We start from the raw sequence: 19,231 nt of genomic DNA, 5'->3' as shown, positions 1-19,231 counted from the left end.
GCCAGAAGCTATTTTCTTGAATTCATTGCCCCCAAGGACAACGCCGCACCAGCCATTGCCGCAGCAGGTCGAACACCGGCTCGGCCAGCTCGGGGCTTTCGTTGAACAGCTCGTGGAACAGGGGCTCAAAGCAATGGGAATGCACCACGGCCTTGGGCGCGGCGGCAGCGAATGCGCGGCTGCCTGCGGGGTGCACCAGCTTGTCGCTGCCCGCCCACATCAGCAGCGTGGGAACGCTCCAGTGCGCCGCACGGGCCACGGTGGCGGGGCCGCCGTCGGCAATAAAGCGGGCCAGGCGGGCGCTGATGCGGTCGTGGCATAGCGGGTCGGCCAGGTAGGCCGCCACCACGGCTTTGTCGTGCGAGAGGTATTGCGCATCCAGCCCATTGCCCACACGCAGGTTGGGCGCGATGCGCGGCAGGGTGGCCAGCAGCAGCTTTTGCACAGCGCCCAGGCCTGCGTCGAGCGCGGGGGATGACAGCACCAGCACATCGACCGGCCGCAGGTGCAGGGACACAAACCGCGAGGCCACCAGCCCACCCATGCTGTGGCCCAGCAGCACCAGGGGCTGCCCTGCAGGCATGCGGGCGCGCGTGGCGTCCACCAGGTCCGCCAGATCGTCCAGCAGGCGCATGTCCGACGTGAGCCCGCCGCGCGGCCCGGCCGATTCGCCATGGCCGTACTGGTCGTAGCCCCGCACCGCAAACCCCCAGTCGTTGAGGTGGCGGGCCAGCGCGTCATAACGGCCCACATGCTCGCCCAGGCCGTGCACCAGCAGCACCGTCCCCCGGCACGGCTCGCCCTGCGGCAAGGGCCAGTCCTGCACGGCCAGGTTCTCGCCGTCGCTGGCGGTGAAGGTGGTCAGGGTCGAGGGCGCAAGTTCGTCGTCGTCGAGGGTCATGGTGAAAAGGCAGGCACGGACAAGGGAACAGAACGCGGATCAGGCGGAGCGCAATACCGGGGATGCCGAGCAAGGGCCGCCCCGCAGCGAGGGCATCGCCCCCTTCCCGAAGTCGCGCAGCGCCTCAGGGGGTTGTACCCGAGTTTTTCGCCATGGCGGCCATCACATGCGCCACCGAGGCGGTGAGGCGCTTGGCATACGGCACATGCAAGAACTCGTTGGGGCCATGCGCGTTGCTCTTGGGGCCCAGCACGCCACACACCATCATCTGCGCGGTGGGGAAGCCTTCGCTGAGCATGTTCATGAGCGGGATGGTGCCGCCCTGGCCGATGTAGCCGCAGGGCGCGCCAAAGTGCGCATGCGAGGCCTCGTTGAGCGCCCGCTCGAACCACGGCGTGGTGGCGGGTGCGTTCCAGCCCGTGGCACCACCACCGCTCTGGAAGGTGACCTTGGCCTGGTAGGGCGCGTTGTCTTCCAGCAGTGCCTTCAGGTCCTGCACCGCTTGCGCAGCATCCACCAGCGGGGGCAGGCGCAGGCTGAGTTTGAAGGCGGTGTAGGGGCGCAGCACGTTGCCCGCGTCTTGCAGCGCCGGGAAGCCCTCGGCGCCGGTGACGCTGAGCGTGGGCTCCCAGGTGCGCTTGAGCAGGGCCTGCAGCGGGTCGGTGGTGGTGGGCAATGCGAATGTGGTGGAGCCGCCGCAGTCGTAGTGCGCCCAGGGGAAACGCTTGTACACCTCGTCGCCCAGGATGGCGGCCGTGGCGCGGGCCTGGCCCAGGCGGTCGGCGGGCACCTCGCAATGAAAGCTGGCGGGCAGCAGGCGGCCGGTGGCGCTGTCTTCCAGGCGGTCGAGCACCTGCCGCATGATGCGAAAGGACGAGGGCACCAGGCCCGAGGCGTCGCCCGAGTGGATGCCCTCGGTCAGGATCTCGACCTTGAGCGTGCCGCTGGCCATGCCGCGCAGGCTGGTGGTGAGCCACAACTGGTCGTAGTTGCCGGCGCCCGAGTCCAGGCACACCACCAGCGCCACGTTGCCCATGCGGGGCTTGAGCGCATTGATGTAGGGCAGCAGGTCGCGCGAGCCACTTTCTTCGCAGGTTTCGATCAGGCCCACGATGCGCGGGTGCGGCACGTTCTGGCGCTTGAGTTCCTGCACGGCGGCGATGCTGGCGTACACCGCGTAGCCGTCATCGGCGCCACCCCGGCCGTAGAGCTTGCCGTCTTCGTACTTGGGCGTCCAGGGGCCGAGGTCGCTGCGCCAGCCCGAGAACTCGGGCTGCTTGTCCAGGTGGCCGTACATGAGCACGGTGTCGGTCGCGCCGGGCTGGGTGGCGGCGATCTCGAAGAACAGCACGGGGGTGCGGCCTTCGAGGCGCACGATTTCGAGCGTCAGGCCCTCGACCTTCTGCGACTCCACCCAGGCGGCGGCGTTGCGCACCACGGTGTCGAGCAGGCCCAGTTCGGCCCAGTCGGCAGCGAACGTGGGGGACTTGGCAGGGATGGCGATGTAGTCGGTGAGCTGGCGAACAATGTCGCTGTCCCACGCCTGGCTGACACGCTGCAGGGCGAGCTCAGGCTGAAGGACTTGGGAGGGCACGCGGGCGTTCATGGTGGGGCTCCTGAGGGCAGAAGGTGGTCAATCCGCCATTCCAACACAACCCCCCGCCGGGCGCCATCGATCAATACAGAGACTCGGGCAGGGTCTCGGGATTGGCCTGGGCCACCAACTGGGCGCTGGGGCGGCGCAGGCCTGTGGCCACCTCGACGCGGTTGCGGCCGTTGTTCTTGGCCTGGTACAGCGCGCGGTCGGCGGCGGCGATCAGCATGTCCCAGCTGTCGCCGGACTCCAGCCGCCCGCCAAACACACCAATGCTCACGGTGACAGCGATGCCAGGGCCCGGCACGCCGTCGGCGGGGCAGCGCGACTCTTCGACCGCCTTGCACAGCTCGCGCGCGAGCTGCTCGGCCCCCGCCAGGCCAGTGTCGGGCAGCAGCACCATGAACTCCTCGCCCCCATAGCGGCCCACCAGGTCTTGCGCGCGCACGCGCTGGCGCAGCACGTTGATCACGCCGCACAGCACGCGGTCACCCGCCGGGTGGCCGTACTGGTCGTTCACGTCCTTGAAGTGGTCGATGTCCACCATCATCAGCGCCATGGGCTCGCGCATGCGCTGCGCGCGGGCCACATCGCGGTCCAGCGCAGCGATGAGTGAGCGGCGGTTGGCCACGCCGGTGAGCGGGTCCATCGCCGCCAGCACGCGGTTGGTTTCGTCGGCCCGGTCGCGCGACATGAACACAAAACCCACCGAGCTGACGAGCACCACCGAGAAGGTGGCCAGAAAGGTCAGCGTCTGCAGCGCGCTGCTTTGCAGGATGTGGGTGGCCTCGGAGTGCGTGCTGATGGCCACCAGCGCACGTCCGCCCAGCACCACGGCCTCCAGCGACAGGCCCGCCACCAGCAGCCATTGCCCGCGCCCCACGGTGGCATGCCGGTGCGACAGCGCCGCCAGCAGCGCCCACACGGCCTGCAGCCCGATGACCAGCCCCACAAAACTCACCCGTGCCGGAAAGCTATCGATGAACGCAGTCACAAAAACCAGCACCAGCAACGGTGGTGCCAGCAGCAGCGCCCAGCGCACGGGCCGCCCCTGGAACTGGTAGACCGCAGCGATCATTCCCACGAACACGCAGGACAAAAAGACGTTGGCGACGACGATCGTCAACACATCGGGGATCGAGCCACGCAGCATGAGCAGCAGGTGACCAATGGCATTGACCAGTAGGGCCGCAGCCCAACGGCCCAGACCATCGCGCCGCCGCCCCCAGCCCACCACGGCCATGGAGGCCGCCATCATGAGGGAGCTGGCAATGATCACTGCCAACATGGTGGGGACATGAGCGGCCATGGGTGCAGGTAAACGGGGGGGTTGGGGGGATCAGGCCAGCATAAACCAAGGGCTGCAGACCGCAAACCGCCGGATGACCACCCCGCCAGTTGTCAGGCCTTCGATCCGGTCCTTATTGCAGCTGGGCGGGCGCCCGGGCGCCGCTACCGGGCGCGTACTGCCCCTCGTCCTCACCGGTTTGCGCCATGGGCGCGGCCAATGCCGTCCGCTGGGTGTAGCCCAGGCCACCGCTGGCCGCCGTGTCATCGGACCGCGAGAGCTTGAACACCTGCACGGCGCCAGCCAGGCGCGTGGCCTGCTCGCGCAGGCTCTGTGCAGCGGCGGCAGACTCCTCGACCAAGGCCGCGTTCTGCTGCGTCATCTGGTCGAGCTGGTTGACGGCGGTATTGACCTGGCCAATGCCGTCGGACTGCTCATTCGATGCCGCCGTGATCTCACCAATGATGTCGCCCACCCGTTTGACCGAGCTCACGATCTCGTCCATGGTGCTGCCCGCGTTCTGCACCAGGCGCGCGCCCGACTCCACGCGCTCCACCGAGGCACCAATCAGCGTCTTGATCTCGCGTGCAGCCTCGGCGCTGCGTCCGGCCAGATTGCGCACCTCGCTGGCCACCACGGCAAAACCCCGGCCTTGTTCACCCGCGCGGGCAGCTTCCACCGCCGCGTTGAGCGCCAGGATGTTGGTCTGGAAGGCGATGGAATCGATGACGCCGATGATGTCGGCGATCTTGCGCGAGCTTTGGTTGATGTCGCCCATGGTGGTGACCACCTCGCCCACCACCTGGCCGCCACGTGCGGCCACGGCAGCGGCGGTGCTGGCCAACTGGTTGGCCTGGCGCGCGGCGTCGGCCGACTGGCGCACGGTGGAGGTCAGGTGCTCCATGCTCTGCGCCGTCTGCGCCAGGCTGCTGGCCGTGGCCTCGGTGCGGGCCGACAGGTCCTGGTTGCCGCTGGCAATCTCGGCGCTGGCCGTGGTGATGCTGTCCACCGCGTTGCGCACCTGCTGCAGCATCTGCGTGTAGCGCTGGCGCATGCCTTCCACCTCCTGCACCAGCGCGCCGATTTCGTCGCGCCGCGTGGTGTGGAAGGCCTCGGTCAGGTCGCCCTGCGCAACCAGGGTGATGGCCTGGGTCAGGTCCTGCAGCGGGCGGCTCACGCCCCGGCGCAGCATGACGAACAGGCCGATGGCCAGCAGCACCACAGCCACGGCCATCAGGCCCCACACGGCCAGCGTGACGCGGCGCTGGCTGGCCATGGCCTCGCCGTCTGGCACCTCGGCCACCACCCACCAGCCGCCGCCGGTCTTGCGCACCAGCGCCCAGGGGTTCTCGGCGCCTGCGCCCAGCACGTCCACCGCCTCGCGCACAAAGCCGTCCTGGGAGGCCGCCAGCGCCTCAAAGAAGGGGCGCGCCTGCGGGTAAGCCTCCAGCACGCGCTTGCCGCGCGCGGTGGGGTGGTACACGAACACGGCCTGGTCCAGCGAGGTGCCGGGGTTGATCACGTAGGTGCCGCCGTGCTCGAAGAACTTCGTCTGCGCCACCTGCTTTTGCAGCATGGCGTGGAACACGCTGATGTCGTTGCCAATGAACAGCAGCGCAATGACCTTGCCCGAGGCGTCCTTGGAGGGCAGGTAGTGGCCCATGAAGGGCTTGCCGTTCACCACCGTCACGCCGGTGTAGGGCTCACCCTTGGACACCGTGGCATAGGCCGGGTCGGTGCGGCCGAGCGGCGTGCCCATCTGGCGCTCGCCTTTGTCGTTCTTGACCGAGGTGGTGATGCGCACAAAGTCGTCGCCCTTCTTGGCGAACACGGTGGCGATGCCACCCGTCTCGTTGGCGAATTTGTCCACCGAGCCGTAGTCCTCGTTCACCAGCGCGCCGTAGCTGCGCAGCTCGCCCGAGGCCTCGTCGAGCTGCATGGTGGCTTCGAAGTAGCGCTGAAAGCCCTTCATGGTCAGCTGCACCAGCTCGCGGTTGGTGTTGTCCGCCGCGTCCAGCGACTGCGCCACGCTCTGCGCGGTGTCACCCACGCTGGCCACCACTTGGGCGCGAGTGCTGCGCTCGGTCAGCACGGCAATCGCCAGCCCTACCAGCACCAGCACCAGCGCCACCAGCGCAATGGCGGTCAGCGTGACCTGGCGCGCGACCGATCGGTTGTTGGCAAGGGATGCGGGCATGCGGGGTGTCTCCTGGAATGAATACAAAAGCCGACTGAGCCGGTCTCGGGAAGCGTTCTCCAATCTGCGAGAACACGCTTCTTCACTCTAAGTCCAGAGGCTTGTTACATTTATTCACGCATTCCCTTACGCAAAGCTGCGTACCTGAACGCGGTCGGCACATGGGCCGCAGCACTCAGCCAGCAGAGCCGCCACACAAGAGCCATAGCCTCTGGCGGCGCCACCGAGGCGCTAAACGACTCGGGGAGTCACCCCTTTCATCCAGCCCAGTCCCTGCGATGTCCCCGCCGCCGGGCTGTATTCGCAGCCCACCCAACCCGAGTAGCCCAGAGCGTCGATGGTGTCGAGCAAAAACGGGTAGTGCAGCTCGCCCCGGTCGGGCTCGTGGCGTGCGGGCACGCCTGCCACCTGGATGTGGGCCACACGGCCCGTGGGCAGGTAGCGCTGCAGCTTGCCGTGCAGGTCGCCTTCCACCAGCTGGCAGTGGTACAGGTCCATCAACACCTTCAGGTTGTTGGCTTGCGCGGCATCGAGCAGCTCGTGCGCGTGGTCTTGCCGGTTCAGGAAATAACGCGGCACATCGCGCAGGTTGGTGGGCTCGATGAGGATGTCGCACCCCGCGCGCCCGGCCTGGTCCGCAGCCCAGCGCAGGTTGCCCACACACAGGTCCTTGAGCGATTCGCGCTCCACGCCCGGCGGCACGGTGCCGCACAGCACGTGGATGGCGGGGCAGCGCAGCAGCTCGGCATATCGCAAGGCCTCCAGCACCCCGGCGCGGAACTCCTCCTCCCGCCCCGGCTGTGCGGCCAGGCCGCGTGCGCCCTGCGCCCAGGCATGGGCCATGTCGGCAGGGTCAGTACCGCCCGCCGGGGCGTTGAGCAGCACCAGCTGCAAGCCGTTGTCCTGCAGCCGGACAGCGATCTCGCGGGGGTCGAAGGCGTAGGGGAAGTGCAGCTCCACCGCCCGAAACCCGTCGCGTGCCGCAGCGGCAAAACGGTCAAGCAACGACAGCTCGGTGTACATCAGGCTCAGGTTGGCGGCAAACTGGGGCATGGGCGGGGCAGCTGGAAGAGGCAACGTCAAAGCGCCGCAGCTTATCGTGTAGCCACCGAGCCCAAGGCGCCGCTGGGTCAGGATTGATGCCAAATCCGCCTCTAGCGCCCGTTTTATATACCTTTGAAGCTATATATTTAATAGCACTCATTCAAAATCACACCATGCGCATCGGAGAACTCGCCCACTGCACCAGCACCACGCCCAAGGCCATCCGGCTGTATGAGTCGCGAGGTCTGCTGGGCACGGTGGCACGCGCGGGCAGCTACCGCCACTATGGCGAGGCCGATGTAGCGCGCGTGTTGCTGATCCGCCGGGCCCAGGCGCTCGGCTTTCGGCTGTCGGAGCTGGACGGCTTGCCCCACATCGACACCGCCGCTGGCTGGGACCGCATGGCGCAGTTGGTGGCCGGGCGGCGGGCCGCCGTAGCGCAGGAGCTGACGCGCCTGGCCGCGCTGGACGCACAACTGGCCCTGCTGGAAGCCGAGCTGCACACCTGCGACACGCTGGCCGTACCCGTGGCGCCCGAGGCCTGCGCAGCGCCTTCTGCGCTGGCCCTGGCGGTGGCGCCCCCAGCCCACAACCCCGCGCAATTTGTTGCCACCACCACGGCGGGTGCCACCGGGTTCGGCCACCCTTGATTGACCCGACCGCTTGACTCTGCCCCGTGGGACAAGGTGACCATGGCGCCATCAACAACACCGAGATGGAGCGTCTGTGGCAGAACAACACAACATTCTGGTCATCCTGGGCCACCCCACCGCCGAGAGCCTGTGCGCGGGCATGGCACGTGCCTATGCCGAGGGCGCCCGGCACGCTGGGGCGCAGGTGCGCTTTCTGGACCTGGGTCAGCTCGCCTTCAACCCTCTGTTTCAGGGCTATGGCGCTACCCAGCCGCTGGAACCCGACCTGCTAACCGCGCAGGCCGACATCACCTGGGCGCACCACCTGGTGTGGGTGTACCCCATCTGGTGGGGCGCCATGCCCGCGCTGCTCAAGGGTTTTATCGACCGCACATTCCTGCCCGGCTACGCGTTCAAGTACCGCAAGGGCTCATCGCTGTGGGACAAGTTGCTGGCAGGACGTTCGGCCGAGCTGCTGGTGACCATGGACTCGCCGCCTTGGTACTTCCGCTGGGTCACGCGCATGCCGGGGCACCACCAGATGAAGAAGGCCATCCTGGAGTTCTGCGGCATACGGCCCGTGCGGGTGCGCAGCTTTGGCCCTGTGCGCACCGCCAGCACCGAGCGGCTAGCGCTGTGGGTGGAAAAGGCACGGCAGCTGGGGTTGCGCCAGGGGGCACGCGCCGCAACGGGCAAGCCGTGCCTGGCGCCAGCTACTTCGTCGCCGTCATCGCCTTCCCAGTGAAGGCCTGCACTGCGACACGGCCCACCGCCGAGTCGTCGGTGAAGAAGCCGTCAATGCCCGCGCGCAGGTAGGCCGTGATCTCGGCCACGCTATCGCCGCGCACGATGCCGTCGGCGGTGGGCGCCTTTTTCAAGCTGGCGGGCAGGAAGGCGTTTTCGGGCCGCAGCGTCCAGATGTGCACGGCCAGCCCGGCGGCATGGGCCTGTGCGACCAGCGGCGTGGGCTCGCCGGGCACACCGTCCTTCACCGGCACCACCAGCGTCTTGAAAGGGCCGATGGCATTGGCATAGGTGGCCACCTGCTTCAGGCCCTCAGGCGTGATCAGGTCGGCATAGCCGCGCGTGTTGGCCGCGCCCTGCGCCACAAAGTCATACGGCCGGCCCGAAGGGGCCACCAGTTGCACCAGGCGCACGCTGCTGAGCTTGCGGATCGCCTGCAAGTTAGCCACCTCGAACGACTGCACGAACACGGGCGCGTCCTTGTGGTTCCAGCCGTTTTTCTCCAGCACGGCCAGCAGTGGTGCCTCCAGCGGCTGGCCGATGGACTGGAAATAGGTGGGGTGTTTGGTCTCGGGGTAGATGCCAATGGTGCGACCGGTCTTGGCTGTGGCCGCCTTGGCCAGGTCGATCACCTCCTGCAGGGTGGGCACCTCGAACTGGCCGTTGTAGGCCACGTTGGCGGGGCGCTGCGCGGGGATGCGCTCGCGGGCGCGCAGGGTTTTCAGCTCGGCCAGCGTGAAGTCTTCGGTGAACCAGCCGGTGATGGGTTTGCCGTCGATGGTCTTGGTGGTTTTGCGGCCCGCGAACTCGGGGCGGTCCACCACGTCGGTGGTGGCTTCTTTCACGGAGCCATCGGTGTTCAGAATGGCGATGGCGTTCTCGTGCCGGGCCACCAGCACACCGTCCTTGGTGATGACCAGGTCGGGTTCGATGATGTCGGCGCCATCGTCAATGGCCTGCTGGTAGGCAGCCAGCGTGTGCTCGGGCCGCAGGGCCGATGCGCCCCGGTGGGCGATGACGGTGGGGATGGGTGGCCAGGCCTGGGCCACGGCGCCCAGCGCCCAGGTAGTGAGCAGCGCGGCAGCAGTCACGGCGCGCAGTGCAATGCGTTTCATGCGGGTCTCCTACAAACGGAGCCTGCACCTTAGCCGATGCGGTTGACAGAGGCGTGTCGCCGGGGCGTATGCGCCAGTAAGCGCTATGCGTGTTCGAAGTGAAAGACGGCCGTGCCCGCCCGCGCATTGGGCAGCCAACGCACCTCTTGCCCGTCCTGCAAACCAAAAGAATCCAGGATGCGCAGGCTGTTCTTGGTGGCCAGCACCTCGAAGTCCTTGTAGGTGCCCACGCGGATGTTGGGCGTGTCGTACCACTGGTAGGGCAAGCGCCGAGTGACGGGCATGCGCCCGCGCAGGATGGACAGCCGGTTGGGCCAGTGCGCAAAGTTGGGGAAGGCCACCACGCCGGTGCGGCCCACACGCGCCGTCTCGCGCAGCATGGTTTCGGCATTGCGCAGGTGTTGCAGCGTGTCGATCTGCAGCACCACATCAAAGCTGTTGTCGTCGAACATGGCCAGCCCCTCGTCGAGGTTGAGCTGGATCACATCCACGCCGCGCTGCACGCAGGCCAGCACGTTGGCATCATCAATCTCCACGCCGTAGCCGCTGCAGCCGCGTTCACGCTGCAGGTAGTCGAGCATGGCGCCGTTGCCACATCCCAGGTCGAGCACACGCGAGCCGGGGGGCACCAGGCGCGCCAGGGCTTGCATCGCCGATTTTTCGGTCATGGTTGCAACTCCTTGCCAATGCTATCGAAGTAAGAGCGCATGACGCCCATGTACCGGGCGTCATCGAGCAAAAAGGCATCGTGCCCGTGGGGCGCGTCGATCTCGGCGTAGCTCACGCTGCGGCGGTTGTCGAGCAGGGCCTTCACGATCTCGCGGCTGCGCTTGGGTGAGAAGCGCCAGTCGGTGGTGAAGCTCACCAGCAGGAACCTGGCCTGCGCCCGGGCCAGGGCCCGCGCGAGGTTGCCGGCATGGGTGCGCGCGGGGTCGAAGTAGTCGAGCGCGCGGGTGATCAGCAGGTAGGTGTTGGCGTCGAAGTAGTCGCTGAACTTGTCGCCCTGGTAGCGCAGGTAGCTTTCGATCTGGAACTCGATGTCTTGCGTGCTGTATTTCAGCTCCAGGCCCTCGCGCAGTTGCCTGCCGAATTTTTCGTTCATCACGTCGTCGCTGAGGTACGTGATGTGGCCGATCATGCGAGCGATGCGCAGGCCGCGCTTGGGGATCACGCCATGGCGGTAGAAGTGACCGCCGTGGAAGTCCGGGTCAGTCACGATGGCGCGGCGGGCGACCTCGTTGAAGGCAATGTTTTCGGCCGTGAGGTTGGGGGCGCTGGCCACCACCACCGCGTGGCGCATGCGGTCAGGGTACTGCAGCGTCCAGCTGAGGGCCTGCATGCCGCCCAGGCTGCCACCCAGCACAGCCGCCAGTTGCTGGATGCCCAGGCGGTCGAGCAAGCGGGCCTGGGCGTTGACCCAGTCTTCCACCGTGACCACGGGGAAGTCCGCGCCATAGACCTCGCCCGTGTCGGGGTGGTGGTGCATGGGGCCGGTGGAGCCAAAACAAGAGCCCAGGTTGTTCACGCCGATGACGAAGAAGCGGTCGGTGTCCACGGGTTTGCCGGGGCCGATCATGTTGTCCCACCAGCCCTCGCTCTTGTCCTGCCCGGCGTAAACACCTGCTACGTGGTGCGAGGCATTGAGAGCGTGACACACGAGCACGGCATTGGAGCGGTCGGCATTGAGCGTGCCGTAGGTCTCGTAGGCCAAGTGGTAGTCGCGGATGGACGCGCCGCTTTGTAGCGGCAGCGCATCCGGGAAATGCATGGACTGGGGTGTGGCGATGAACGACATAGTTGGAACTGGTAAGCCCTCACGTTCCACCGCTTGCGCACGCCGTAGCTCCCTGGTGAGCCGCTGTTGCTGGGGGCAGGCCCACGGCAAAAAAATACCCGGCGTCGCTAAAAACGAGGCCGGGCAGGTGTGTCGGACGGGTCTTTAGCAGAATTTATAAAGCGCCCGCAAGCTGTGGCAAATCGGCGCGTTCGGCAAATATACCAAAGCCGCGCCGCGTCGCCCAGCCCGTCGCGTCGATCGGGTCAGCCCGCAGACGAAAAAATCGCCAGCAGCCCCAGCACCAGAAAGATCACGGCCGACACCAGATGCACGGCGCGAATGGGCACCTTGCGTGTGATGCGCTCGCCCAGCCAGACCACCGGCGCATTGGCCAGCATCATGCCCAGCGTGGTGCCCGCCACCACCCAGAGGTAAGCGTTGTATTTGGCCGCCAGCATGACGGTGGCGATCTGGGTCTTGTCGCCCATCTCGGCCAGGAAGAACGCGACCACGGTGGTGCCAAACACCCCCCAGCGTGGCGATCCGTCGGCTTCGCCTTCGTCGAGCTTGTCGGGGATCAGCATCCAGACCGCCATGGCGATGAACGATGCGCCCAGGATCCAGCGCAGCACCTGGGGGCCCAGGAAGGTAGTTACCCAGGCACCCACAGCGCCAGCCAGGCCGTGGTTGACCAGTGTGGCAACCAGAATGCCCAGCACGATGGGCCAGGGTTTGCGAAAGCGTGCCGCCAGCACCAGCGCCAGCAGCTGCGTCTTGTCGCCCATCTCGGCGAGCGCCACGATGGCGGTAGAAATGAAGAAGGCTTCCATGGGGGAGGGGGTCCTATCCGGCCGGATGGGTGGAAAACGCATTGACTGCACCCCGACTCCGGCCATGTGGATCGGTTTGCAGTCAATGGTCTCGCCCAGCTCAAAAGCCGCATACGCCATAGGTTTCAAAGAACCCAAGTGTGTTGACGCATGCCCCCGGCGCATTGCGCGGCCGGGCGGGCTACTCCCCAAAGACTCTGGCATTTTACCCTGTGGTTTGCCCTGGGATTCACCGAAAAACCACGCGAACTCGGCGTTTTGAGCCCATCTGCCCAGAAATAAAACCCCACGAGCCCCATAAAGTGATTAATAATGGATTCGCTTTTCTGCTTGCAGAGGGGCAGTTAGCTTAGCGGTGAATGGTCAGTTTCGCGTCTTTGAAGTCGTCACAGGTTTGTTGATTGCGTCGGGCTCCATCGCGTTTTTGTGTTTTTTCAGGAGTCCTTCATGGGCAACAAACTTTACGTGGGCAACCTGCCCTACTCTTTCCGCGACGAAGATCTGCAGCAGACCTTCAGCCAGTACGGCTCGGTTGGCAGCGCCAAGGTCATGATGGAACGTGACACCGGCCGTTCCAAGGGTTTCGGCTTTGTCGAAATGGGTAGCGATGCTGAAGCCCAAGCCGCCATCCAAGGCGTGCATGGTCAAAACTTCGGCGGCCGTGACCTCGTGGTCAACGAAGCCCGTCCTATGGAGCCCCGCGCTCCCCGTAGCGGTGGCTTCGGTGGCGGCAATGGCGGCGGCGGCGGTTACGGCGGTGGCCGTAGCGGTGGCGGCGGCTACGGCGGTGGCGGCGGTGGTGGTTACGGCGGTGGCCGTAGCAGCTACTAAAAAGTCCTCATCGGCAGTCCTCAGGGTCTGCTGACGGCAAAAAAAGGAGCCTTCGGGCTCCTTTTTGCGTTCTGGCGCGGCATGGGCACCACAGCACGCAAAGCCGCTTGCTTTTTCTGCAAAAGTGTGGCGCATAATGGTCTGGCGGGTTTGGCCCGCATTTCAAGTTTGCGGTGATCCGTCAGTTTCGCGCTGAGAGCGTCATTGAGATTAGCTGGCTGCGTTTTGGGGACTCCATCGCTTTATCCATGTGTTTTTGAGGAGTCCCTCGATGGGCAACAAACTGTACGTCGGCAACCTGCCTTACTCGGTGCGCGACGGTGATCTGGAGCAGGCCTTTGGCCAGTTCGGTGCCGTGACCAGCGCCAAGGTCATGATGGAGCGCGACACGGGTCGCTCCAAAGGCTTTGGCTTTGTGGAAATGGGCAGCGACGCAGAAGCCCAGGCCGCTATCAACGGCATGAACGGCCAACCCCTGGGGGGCCGCAGCATCGTTGTCAACGAAGCCCGTCCCATGGAACCTCGCCCACCCCGCAGTGGCGGTTTTGGCGGCGGCGGTGGTGGCGGCTACGGCGGCGGTGGCCGCAGTGGTGGTGGCGGATATGGCGGCGGCCGTGAAGGCGGCGGTGGCTATGGTGGTGGCCGCGAGGGCGGCGGCGGTGGTGGTTACGGCGGCGGCCGCGAAGGTGGTGGTGGTGGCGGTGGCTATGGCGGCGGTGGCCGCAGCGAAGGCGGCTTCCGCAGCCCGTACGGCTCAGGCTCGCGCAACGGTGGTGGTGGGGGCGGCGGCCGCAATGGCGGCGGTGGTGGCTATGGTGGCGGCGGCAACAGCGGCTACTGAACCCCAACAGCTCTTTCTGTCAAAAGGCCCCTTCGGGGGCTTTTTTCATGGTTGGCCGGATTCCGGTGGAGTGGTTGACCGCGCCCCTACCGGCCAGGGTGCCGCCCTCACTGCACTTCGGTCTGGCGGCGCTTTCGCGGGCGGCCTGCCAGCAGCTTATCAAACAGTGGGTTGGGCAGCATGCGCAGCAGTTTGGCGACCACGCCCATCTGCCAGGGGATGACCCGGTAGCTCACGCCCGCCTGAATGGTCCGGAACGCCCGGTCTGCAAAATCGACCGGCTGCATCAGAAATGGCATGCTGTAGCGGTTCTGCTGCGTGAGGGGTGTGTCGATGTAGCCCGGCGAGACCGTCACCACGCGCACGCCGTGGGGGCGCAACTCACCCCGCAGGCTTTCGCAGTAGCTGATAACCGCCGCCTTACTGGCGCAATAGGCACCATGGCCGGGCAGGCCCCGGATGCCCGCCACGCTGCCGATGCCTACCAGGGTGCCGCTGCCGCGCTGCACCATGGCGTCGACAAACGGCTGGAAGGTGGCCGCCATGCCGATGTTGTTGGTGGCAAAGGTGCGGGCCATGACGTCGATGTCGTCGCGCACGGCTGTGTCCATGCCTACGCTGATGCCGGCGTTGGCAATGACCACGTCCGGCACACCCTGGCGTGCGATGCATTCGCGCCCCGCAGCCACGATGCTGTCGGTCACCGAGACATCGGCACTATAAATTTCATAGCATTCTGGACTTATTCCTTGGGCACTTGCCCATGTTTTGACCTCGGACGTGCGCCGCGCCACCAATGCCAGGCGATACCCTGCGCGGTGGTAGCGGTGGGCCAGGGCCTGGCCGATGCCGCTGGATGCGCCGGTGATGAAAACAAGGGGAGTGGTCATGTGCGTTCCGGCAGTGGGCGGCGAGGCAGGATGGAGCGGCGGGCTACCGGGTGGTGCCCGGCAGGATCATGCCGCGCACCCGCCCGCGCAATTGCAGCAACTGGTCAAGGTTGTCGTAATCCATGTTGTCGGCGGTAAACCGGTCGTTGCCCCGGGTGAGCGTGACGGGCTGGTCGGACCGCACACGCTCGGTGTTGGTGAAGGCATGCAGAAACTCACCCCGGAACTCCATGCGGGGCTGCGCCACCGCCCCCGGTTTGGCGGGCAGGGGCTCACGGGTGACGATGGCGTTGCCAAACAACTGCACTTCCGAGCCGTCGGCGTTGCTCAGGGCCCGGTTGGCCGTGGCCACGGTGACGCGGCCATCCAGGCCCACCGAGCGCATGCGGACCTGGTCGATCTCCAGCGTGTCCGTGTCGGGGTAATGGCGCGCCTCGTCGCCCTGCACCTCGCTTTGCAGGCGGCCCGTGGCGTCGAACGTCTTCACCGAGAAGGACCTCATGAAATAGTCCGGCTGGTGGTGCACGGGCCGGTCAATCGCGGGCAACTGGGGCATGGGCGCATTGCGCACCAGCCACCAAGTGCCCAGGGCCAGCAGGCCCATCAGCACCACGGGCAGGTAGATCGAGAGCTGGTCCCAGCCCTGTCGGATCACGCGGATCATGCGGTGTAGTCCGCCAGCAGCGCCGCATAGCGCCCCGTGGCCACGAGCAGCAAGTCGCACAGCTCGCGCGCCGCACCGTCGCCCCCGCGCGCCTGGGTGACGAAATGGGCCGCGTGGCGCACCTCGGTCTGGGCGTTGGCAGGCGCACACGCAAAGGCGCTGCGGCGCATCACGGGCAGGTCGGGCCAGTCGTCCCCCATGGCCGCCGCCTGCGCCCAGGTCAGGCCCAAGGTGGCAAGAATCTGCTCGGCGGCGGGGCGCTTGTCTTCGGTGCCAAACACGGCGTGCTCGACGCCCAAAGCCTTCAGGCGCACGCGCAGCGGCGCAGAGTCGCGGCCGGTGATCACGGCAGGGGTGATGCCCGCCTTTTGCAGCAGCTTGAGGCCGTGCCCGTCCAGGGTGTTGAAGCGCTTGATGGTCTCGCCCGTTTCGCTGAAGTACAGGCCCCCATCGGTGAGCACGCCGTCCACGTCGAAAAAGGCCACGCGCACGCCCTGGGCGCGCAGCAGCAGCTCGGGGGGGAATTGCAGCACGGGAAAGGTTGCGTCAGAGGTCATTACACAGCGTTTGAACAGGCACGGCCAAAGCGAGTGCACCCGTGGAACCGGCTTCGCCGGGCCAGGGGGTGCGTCCCCCTTGGGGGGAAGGCGCGAAGCGACTCAGGGGGGTCATATGACTTTTGCGCGCATCAGGTCGCCAATGTGGACCACACCCACCAGGGCGCCTGCGGCGTCCACCACCAGCACGCTGGTGATGGCGTGTGCCTCCATCATTTCGGCGGCGTCCACGGCCAGTGCATCGGGGGCAATGCGGCGCGGGTTGTCGTGCATGACCTGGGCGGCGGTGGTGGACCGCAGGTCCGCCCCGGCCTCGATGCGGCGGCGCAGGTCACCGTCGGTGAAGATGCCCAGCACCTGCCCGGCAGCGTCCACGATGGCCGAGGCGCCCAGGCCCTTGGCGCTCATCTCGCGCATGAGGTCGCTGAACGAGGCATCGGGGGCCACACACGGCACCTCGGCGCCCGAGCGCATCACGTCGCTCACATGGGTGAGCAGCTTGCGGCCCAGCGCACCGCCGGGGTGCGAGCGGGCAAAGTCTTCGGGACGGAAGCCCCGGGCGTCCAGCAGGGCCACGGCCAGTGCGTCACCCATGGCCAGTTGGGCCGTGGTGCTGGCGGTGGGTGCCAGGTTCAGCGGGCAGGCTTCGCGCTCCACGCTGCAGTCGAGCACCAGGTCGGCGTGGCGCGCCAGGGTGGACTGCAGGCCGCCCGTCATGGCGATCATCGGAGCGCCCAGGCGCCTCAGCACCGGCAGGATGGCCGTGAGTTCGCCGCTTTCGCCGCTGTTGGAAATGGCCAGCACCAGGTCGTCGCCAGTGACCATGCCCAGGTCGCCGTGGCTGGCTTCTGCGGGGTGCACGAAAAAGGCGGGGGTGCCGGTGGAGGCCAGGGTGGCGGCGATCTTGCGACCTACATGGCCACTTTTGCCCATGCCCATCACCACCACGCGGCCCCGGGCCTGCAGCACCATCAACACCGCCTGGGCGAACACACCATCCACGCGAGCCGCCAGGCCGTTCAGGGCTTCCACCTCGATGTGGAAGGTCTCGCGGGCCAGGCGCAGGGCCTGATCAGCATCAAAGGGGGGCAGCGCGGCGGGGGCGGGAGTCATGCAGGGATTCTATCGACCGGGCATGCCCGCCGGGCCATCGCGCTTGCCAAGTCCATTGGCACGGTCCGTGCATCCGGGCAGAAAAGGCCGTGTCCGGCCCACCCGGCTCGGATAGCATCGAACCCATGTCTTCTCTCGCCCTCACACTGCTTTACCTGCTGGCCGCGGTGCTGGGCGTGGTGACCTGTCGCAGCCTCAAGCTGCCGCCCATGCTGGGCTACCTGGCCGCCGGGGTGCTCATTGGCCCGCATGCGCTGGCGCTGACGCAAAACTCCGAGGGCGTGCGCCACCTGGGCGAGTTTGGAGTGGTGTTCTTGATGTTTGCCATCGGGCTGGAGTTCAGCCTGCCCAAGCTGCGCGCCATGCGCAAGCAGGTGTTTGGCCTGGGGCTGATGCAGGTGGTGCTGACCATGGCCATCGTGTCCGGCCTGGCGCTGGTTCTGTCGCGCTGGGCGGGTGGGGTGTGGGACATGGGCTGGCAGACGGCGCTGGCGCTGTCGGGCGTGATGGCCATGAGCAGCACGGCGATTGTCGTCAAGCTCATGGCCGAACGGGCCGAGCTGGAGAGTGAACACGGCCGACGGGTGATGGGCATCTTGCTGTTCCAGGACCTGGCGGTGGTGCCGCTGCTGGTGCTGATTCCGGCGCTGGGATCGTCGCCCGACCAGTTGCTGACCTCGCTGGGCTGGGCGCTGATCAAGGCCACGGTGCTGGTGGGCCTGCTGCTCACGGGTGGGCAGCGGCTGATGCGCTGGTGGCTCACGCTGGTCGCGCGGCGCAAGAGCGACGAGCTGTTCATGCTGAACCTGCTGCTGATCACGCTGGGCCTGGCCTGGCTGACCGAGGTAGCGGGCCTGAGCCTGGCGCTGGGAGCGTTCATCGCCGGGGTGCTGGTGTCCGAGACGGAGTACAAGCACCAGGTGGGCACAGATATCCGGCCCTTCCACGACGTGCTGCTGGGGCTGTTCTTCATCACCATCGGCATGATGCTGGACTGGCACATCCTGGTGGACCGCTGGGCGCTGGTGCTGGCGCTGCTGGTGGTGCCACTGGTGCTCAAGCTGGTGATCATCCTGGTGCTGGCGCGTGGCATGGGCGCCACCACGGGCGTGGCGCTGCGCACGGGGCTGTACCTGGCGCAGGCGGGCGAGTTCGGTTTTGTGCTGCTGTCGCTCACACAGGGCAACGGCCTGGTGCAGCCGGCGCTGATGAACCCCATCCTCGCGGCCATGGTGCTGTCCATGCTGGCCACGCCGTTCCTTATCATGTACAGCAACCGCATCGTGATGAAGCTGGTGGCCAGCGACTGGTTGCAGCAGTCGTTGCAGATGACATCGATTGCGCGCAAGTCCATCAACACCAGCAAACACGTGATCATCTGCGGCTATGGCCGTTGCGGCCAGAACCTGGCGCGCATGCTGGAGCACGAGGGCATCCCCTACATGGCGCTGGATCTGGACCCGGACCGTGTGCGCCAGGCGGCGGCGGCGGGCGACTCAGTGGTGTACGGCGACGCCACCCGCCTGCAGGCCCTGATGGCCGCCGGCCTGGTGCGCGCCAGCGCCGTGGCCGTGACCTACATCGACGTGCCCGCCGCGCTGAAGGTGCTGGCCAACGCCCGATCACACGCGCCGCAGGTGCCCGTGGTGGTGCGCACGCAGGACGACCTGTACCTCGACAAGCTGCAGGAAGCCGGTGCGACCGAGGTGGTGCCCGAGGCCATCGAAGGATCGCTGATGCTGGCCAGCCATGCGCTGGCCCTGGTGGGCGTGCCCATGCGCCGGGTGCTGCGGCTGGTGCAAGACCAGCGCGATGCGCGCTACAACCTGCTGCGCGGCTACTTCCATGGCGCGGACGACGACACGGTGAACGAACGCGACCAGGAGCGCCTGTCCACCATCAACCTGCCACCGGGCTCCAGCGCCCTGGGCCGCAGCCTGGGCTACCTGGCCCTGCCTGCGATGGGCGTGCGTGTGGTGAACCTGCGGCGCGGCAATGGCCATGTGAGCGCGGCCGTGGACGACGCGCTGCTGGCCGAAGGCGACACGCTGGTGCTGTCCGGGCACCCGGCAGCCCTGGCGCTGGCGGAAGACAAGCTATTGAAGGGGTGACCCCCTCCTGAGCGGCGGCGGGGCGGCCCTCGCTTGGCATTCCTGGCGCAGGACGCGCCCGTTGTATTGGATTTTCGCCAGGATCTAAGTGAAATTGGCCTG

Annotated in this window: 18 protein-coding genes and 1 riboswitch; of the genes, 5 read left to right on the top strand and 13 right to left on the bottom strand. The window is 66.8% G+C overall.

All coding sequences use genetic code 11. The annotated features are described in order from the left end of the window. Window positions 1-22: 22 nt before the first annotated feature. The 5 genes from OIN59_RS01780 to OIN59_RS01760 all read right to left on the bottom strand — a co-directional run bounded on the left by OIN59_RS01780 (window position 23) and on the right by OIN59_RS01760 (window position 7,033). Window positions 23-901 carry an alpha/beta hydrolase gene (locus tag OIN59_RS01780; RefSeq protein WP_274106532.1) on the bottom strand — a complete coding sequence of 293 codons (879 nt, stop codon included), beginning with the start codon at window positions 899-901 and terminating at the stop codon, window positions 23-25. A gap of 124 nt (window positions 902-1,025) precedes the next feature. Further along, entirely contained in the window at window positions 1,026-2,507 is a 1,482-nt protein-coding gene (locus OIN59_RS01775) for a M20 family metallopeptidase (protein ID WP_274106530.1), read from the bottom strand. Window positions 2,508-2,577: 70 nt separating this feature from the next. Next, the gene (locus OIN59_RS01770; RefSeq protein WP_274106528.1) at window positions 2,578-3,804 is read right to left on the bottom strand and encodes a GGDEF domain-containing protein; all 1,227 of its coding nucleotides are present in this window, start codon (window positions 3,802-3,804) and stop codon (window positions 2,578-2,580) included. Between the two features lie 112 nt (window positions 3,805-3,916). Then, window positions 3,917-5,980, bottom strand: a complete 2,064-nt coding sequence (locus OIN59_RS01765) for a methyl-accepting chemotaxis protein (RefSeq protein WP_274106526.1) — start codon at window positions 5,978-5,980, stop codon at window positions 3,917-3,919. 231 nt (window positions 5,981-6,211) lie between these two features. Next, on the bottom strand, window positions 6,212-7,033 hold the full coding sequence (locus OIN59_RS01760) for a hydroxypyruvate isomerase family protein (RefSeq protein WP_274106524.1): 822 nt from the start codon (window positions 7,031-7,033) through the stop codon (window positions 6,212-6,214). A 164-nt stretch (window positions 7,034-7,197) separates the two neighbouring features. Here OIN59_RS01760 and OIN59_RS01755 point away from each other — a divergent pair, with 164 nt between their 5' ends. Continuing rightward, window positions 7,198-7,674 (top strand): MerR family transcriptional regulator, encoded by a 477-nt coding sequence (locus tag OIN59_RS01755; protein WP_274106522.1) that lies wholly within the window; start codon window positions 7,198-7,200, stop codon window positions 7,672-7,674. Window positions 7,675-7,750: 76 nt separating this feature from the next. Further along, window positions 7,751-8,401: an NAD(P)H-dependent oxidoreductase gene (locus tag OIN59_RS01750; RefSeq protein ID WP_274106520.1), complete on the top strand. Its 651-nt coding sequence runs from the start codon at window positions 7,751-7,753 to the stop codon at window positions 8,399-8,401. Here OIN59_RS01750 and OIN59_RS01745 read toward each other — a convergent pair. The 4 genes from OIN59_RS01745 to OIN59_RS01730 form a co-directional block, all read right to left on the bottom strand. Continuing rightward, a complete protein-coding gene (locus OIN59_RS01745; RefSeq protein WP_274106518.1) occupies window positions 8,370-9,515 on the bottom strand; it encodes a glycerophosphodiester phosphodiesterase in 1,146 nt (381 codons plus the stop codon). The genes OIN59_RS01750 and OIN59_RS01745 overlap by 32 nt on opposite strands. 83 nt (window positions 9,516-9,598) lie before the next feature. After that, window positions 9,599-10,183, bottom strand: a complete 585-nt coding sequence (metW, locus tag OIN59_RS01740) for a methionine biosynthesis protein MetW (RefSeq protein ID WP_274106516.1) — start codon at window positions 10,181-10,183, stop codon at window positions 9,599-9,601. Continuing rightward, window positions 10,180-11,310 carry a homoserine O-succinyltransferase MetX gene (gene metX / locus OIN59_RS01735; RefSeq protein ID WP_274106514.1) on the bottom strand — a complete coding sequence of 377 codons (1,131 nt, stop codon included), beginning with the start codon at window positions 11,308-11,310 and terminating at the stop codon, window positions 10,180-10,182. Before metX ends, metW begins: the two co-directional genes overlap by 4 nt. Window positions 11,311-11,555: 245 nt before the next feature. After that, window positions 11,556-12,122, bottom strand: a complete 567-nt coding sequence (locus tag OIN59_RS01730) for a TMEM165/GDT1 family protein (RefSeq protein WP_274106512.1) — start codon at window positions 12,120-12,122, stop codon at window positions 11,556-11,558. A 9-nt stretch (window positions 12,123-12,131) separates the two neighbouring features. Then, a riboswitch (yybP-ykoY riboswitch) is annotated at window positions 12,132-12,324 on the bottom strand. 245 nt (window positions 12,325-12,569) lie between these two features. Here OIN59_RS01730 and OIN59_RS01725 point away from each other — a divergent pair. Together OIN59_RS01725 and OIN59_RS01720 are read left to right on the top strand one after the other, a co-directional pair. Continuing rightward, window positions 12,570-12,953, top strand: a complete 384-nt coding sequence (locus tag OIN59_RS01725; protein ID WP_056056787.1) for an RNA recognition motif domain-containing protein — start codon at window positions 12,570-12,572, stop codon at window positions 12,951-12,953. A 271-nt stretch (window positions 12,954-13,224) separates the two neighbouring features. Next, on the top strand, window positions 13,225-13,794 hold the full coding sequence (locus OIN59_RS01720; protein WP_274106509.1) for an RNA recognition motif domain-containing protein: 570 nt from the start codon (window positions 13,225-13,227) through the stop codon (window positions 13,792-13,794). Between the two features lie 107 nt (window positions 13,795-13,901). Here the strand turns inward: OIN59_RS01720 and OIN59_RS01715 are convergent, their stop codons facing one another. The 4 genes from OIN59_RS01715 to OIN59_RS01700 form a co-directional block, all read right to left on the bottom strand. Continuing rightward, entirely contained in the window at window positions 13,902-14,684 is a 783-nt protein-coding gene (locus OIN59_RS01715) for an SDR family oxidoreductase (RefSeq protein ID WP_274106507.1), read from the bottom strand. Window positions 14,685-14,727: 43 nt separating this feature from the next. After that, on the bottom strand, window positions 14,728-15,348 hold the full coding sequence (gene lptC, locus OIN59_RS01710; protein WP_274106506.1) for an LPS export ABC transporter periplasmic protein LptC: 621 nt from the start codon (window positions 15,346-15,348) through the stop codon (window positions 14,728-14,730). Beyond that, the gene (locus OIN59_RS01705) at window positions 15,345-15,905 is read right to left on the bottom strand and encodes a KdsC family phosphatase (protein WP_274106504.1); all 561 of its coding nucleotides are present in this window, start codon (window positions 15,903-15,905) and stop codon (window positions 15,345-15,347) included. Before OIN59_RS01705 ends, lptC begins: the two co-directional genes overlap by 4 nt. A 111-nt stretch (window positions 15,906-16,016) precedes the next feature. Then, a complete protein-coding gene (locus OIN59_RS01700) occupies window positions 16,017-17,018 on the bottom strand; it encodes a KpsF/GutQ family sugar-phosphate isomerase (RefSeq protein WP_274106502.1) in 1,002 nt (333 codons plus the stop codon). A 125-nt stretch (window positions 17,019-17,143) separates the two neighbouring features. Here OIN59_RS01700 and OIN59_RS01695 point away from each other — a divergent pair, with 125 nt between their 5' ends. After that, on the top strand, window positions 17,144-19,129 hold the full coding sequence (locus OIN59_RS01695) for a monovalent cation:proton antiporter family protein (protein ID WP_274106500.1): 1,986 nt from the start codon (window positions 17,144-17,146) through the stop codon (window positions 19,127-19,129). Window positions 19,130-19,231: the final 102 nt, after the last annotated feature.

The sequence above is a fragment of the Acidovorax benzenivorans genome (assembly GCF_028680575.1).
In the GTDB taxonomy this organism is placed as follows: Bacteria; Pseudomonadota; Gammaproteobacteria; order Burkholderiales; family Burkholderiaceae_C; genus Acidovorax; species Acidovorax benzenivorans.
The sequence above is the reverse complement of the archived record's forward strand: the minus strand, read 5'-3'. Positions and strand labels throughout refer to the sequence as shown.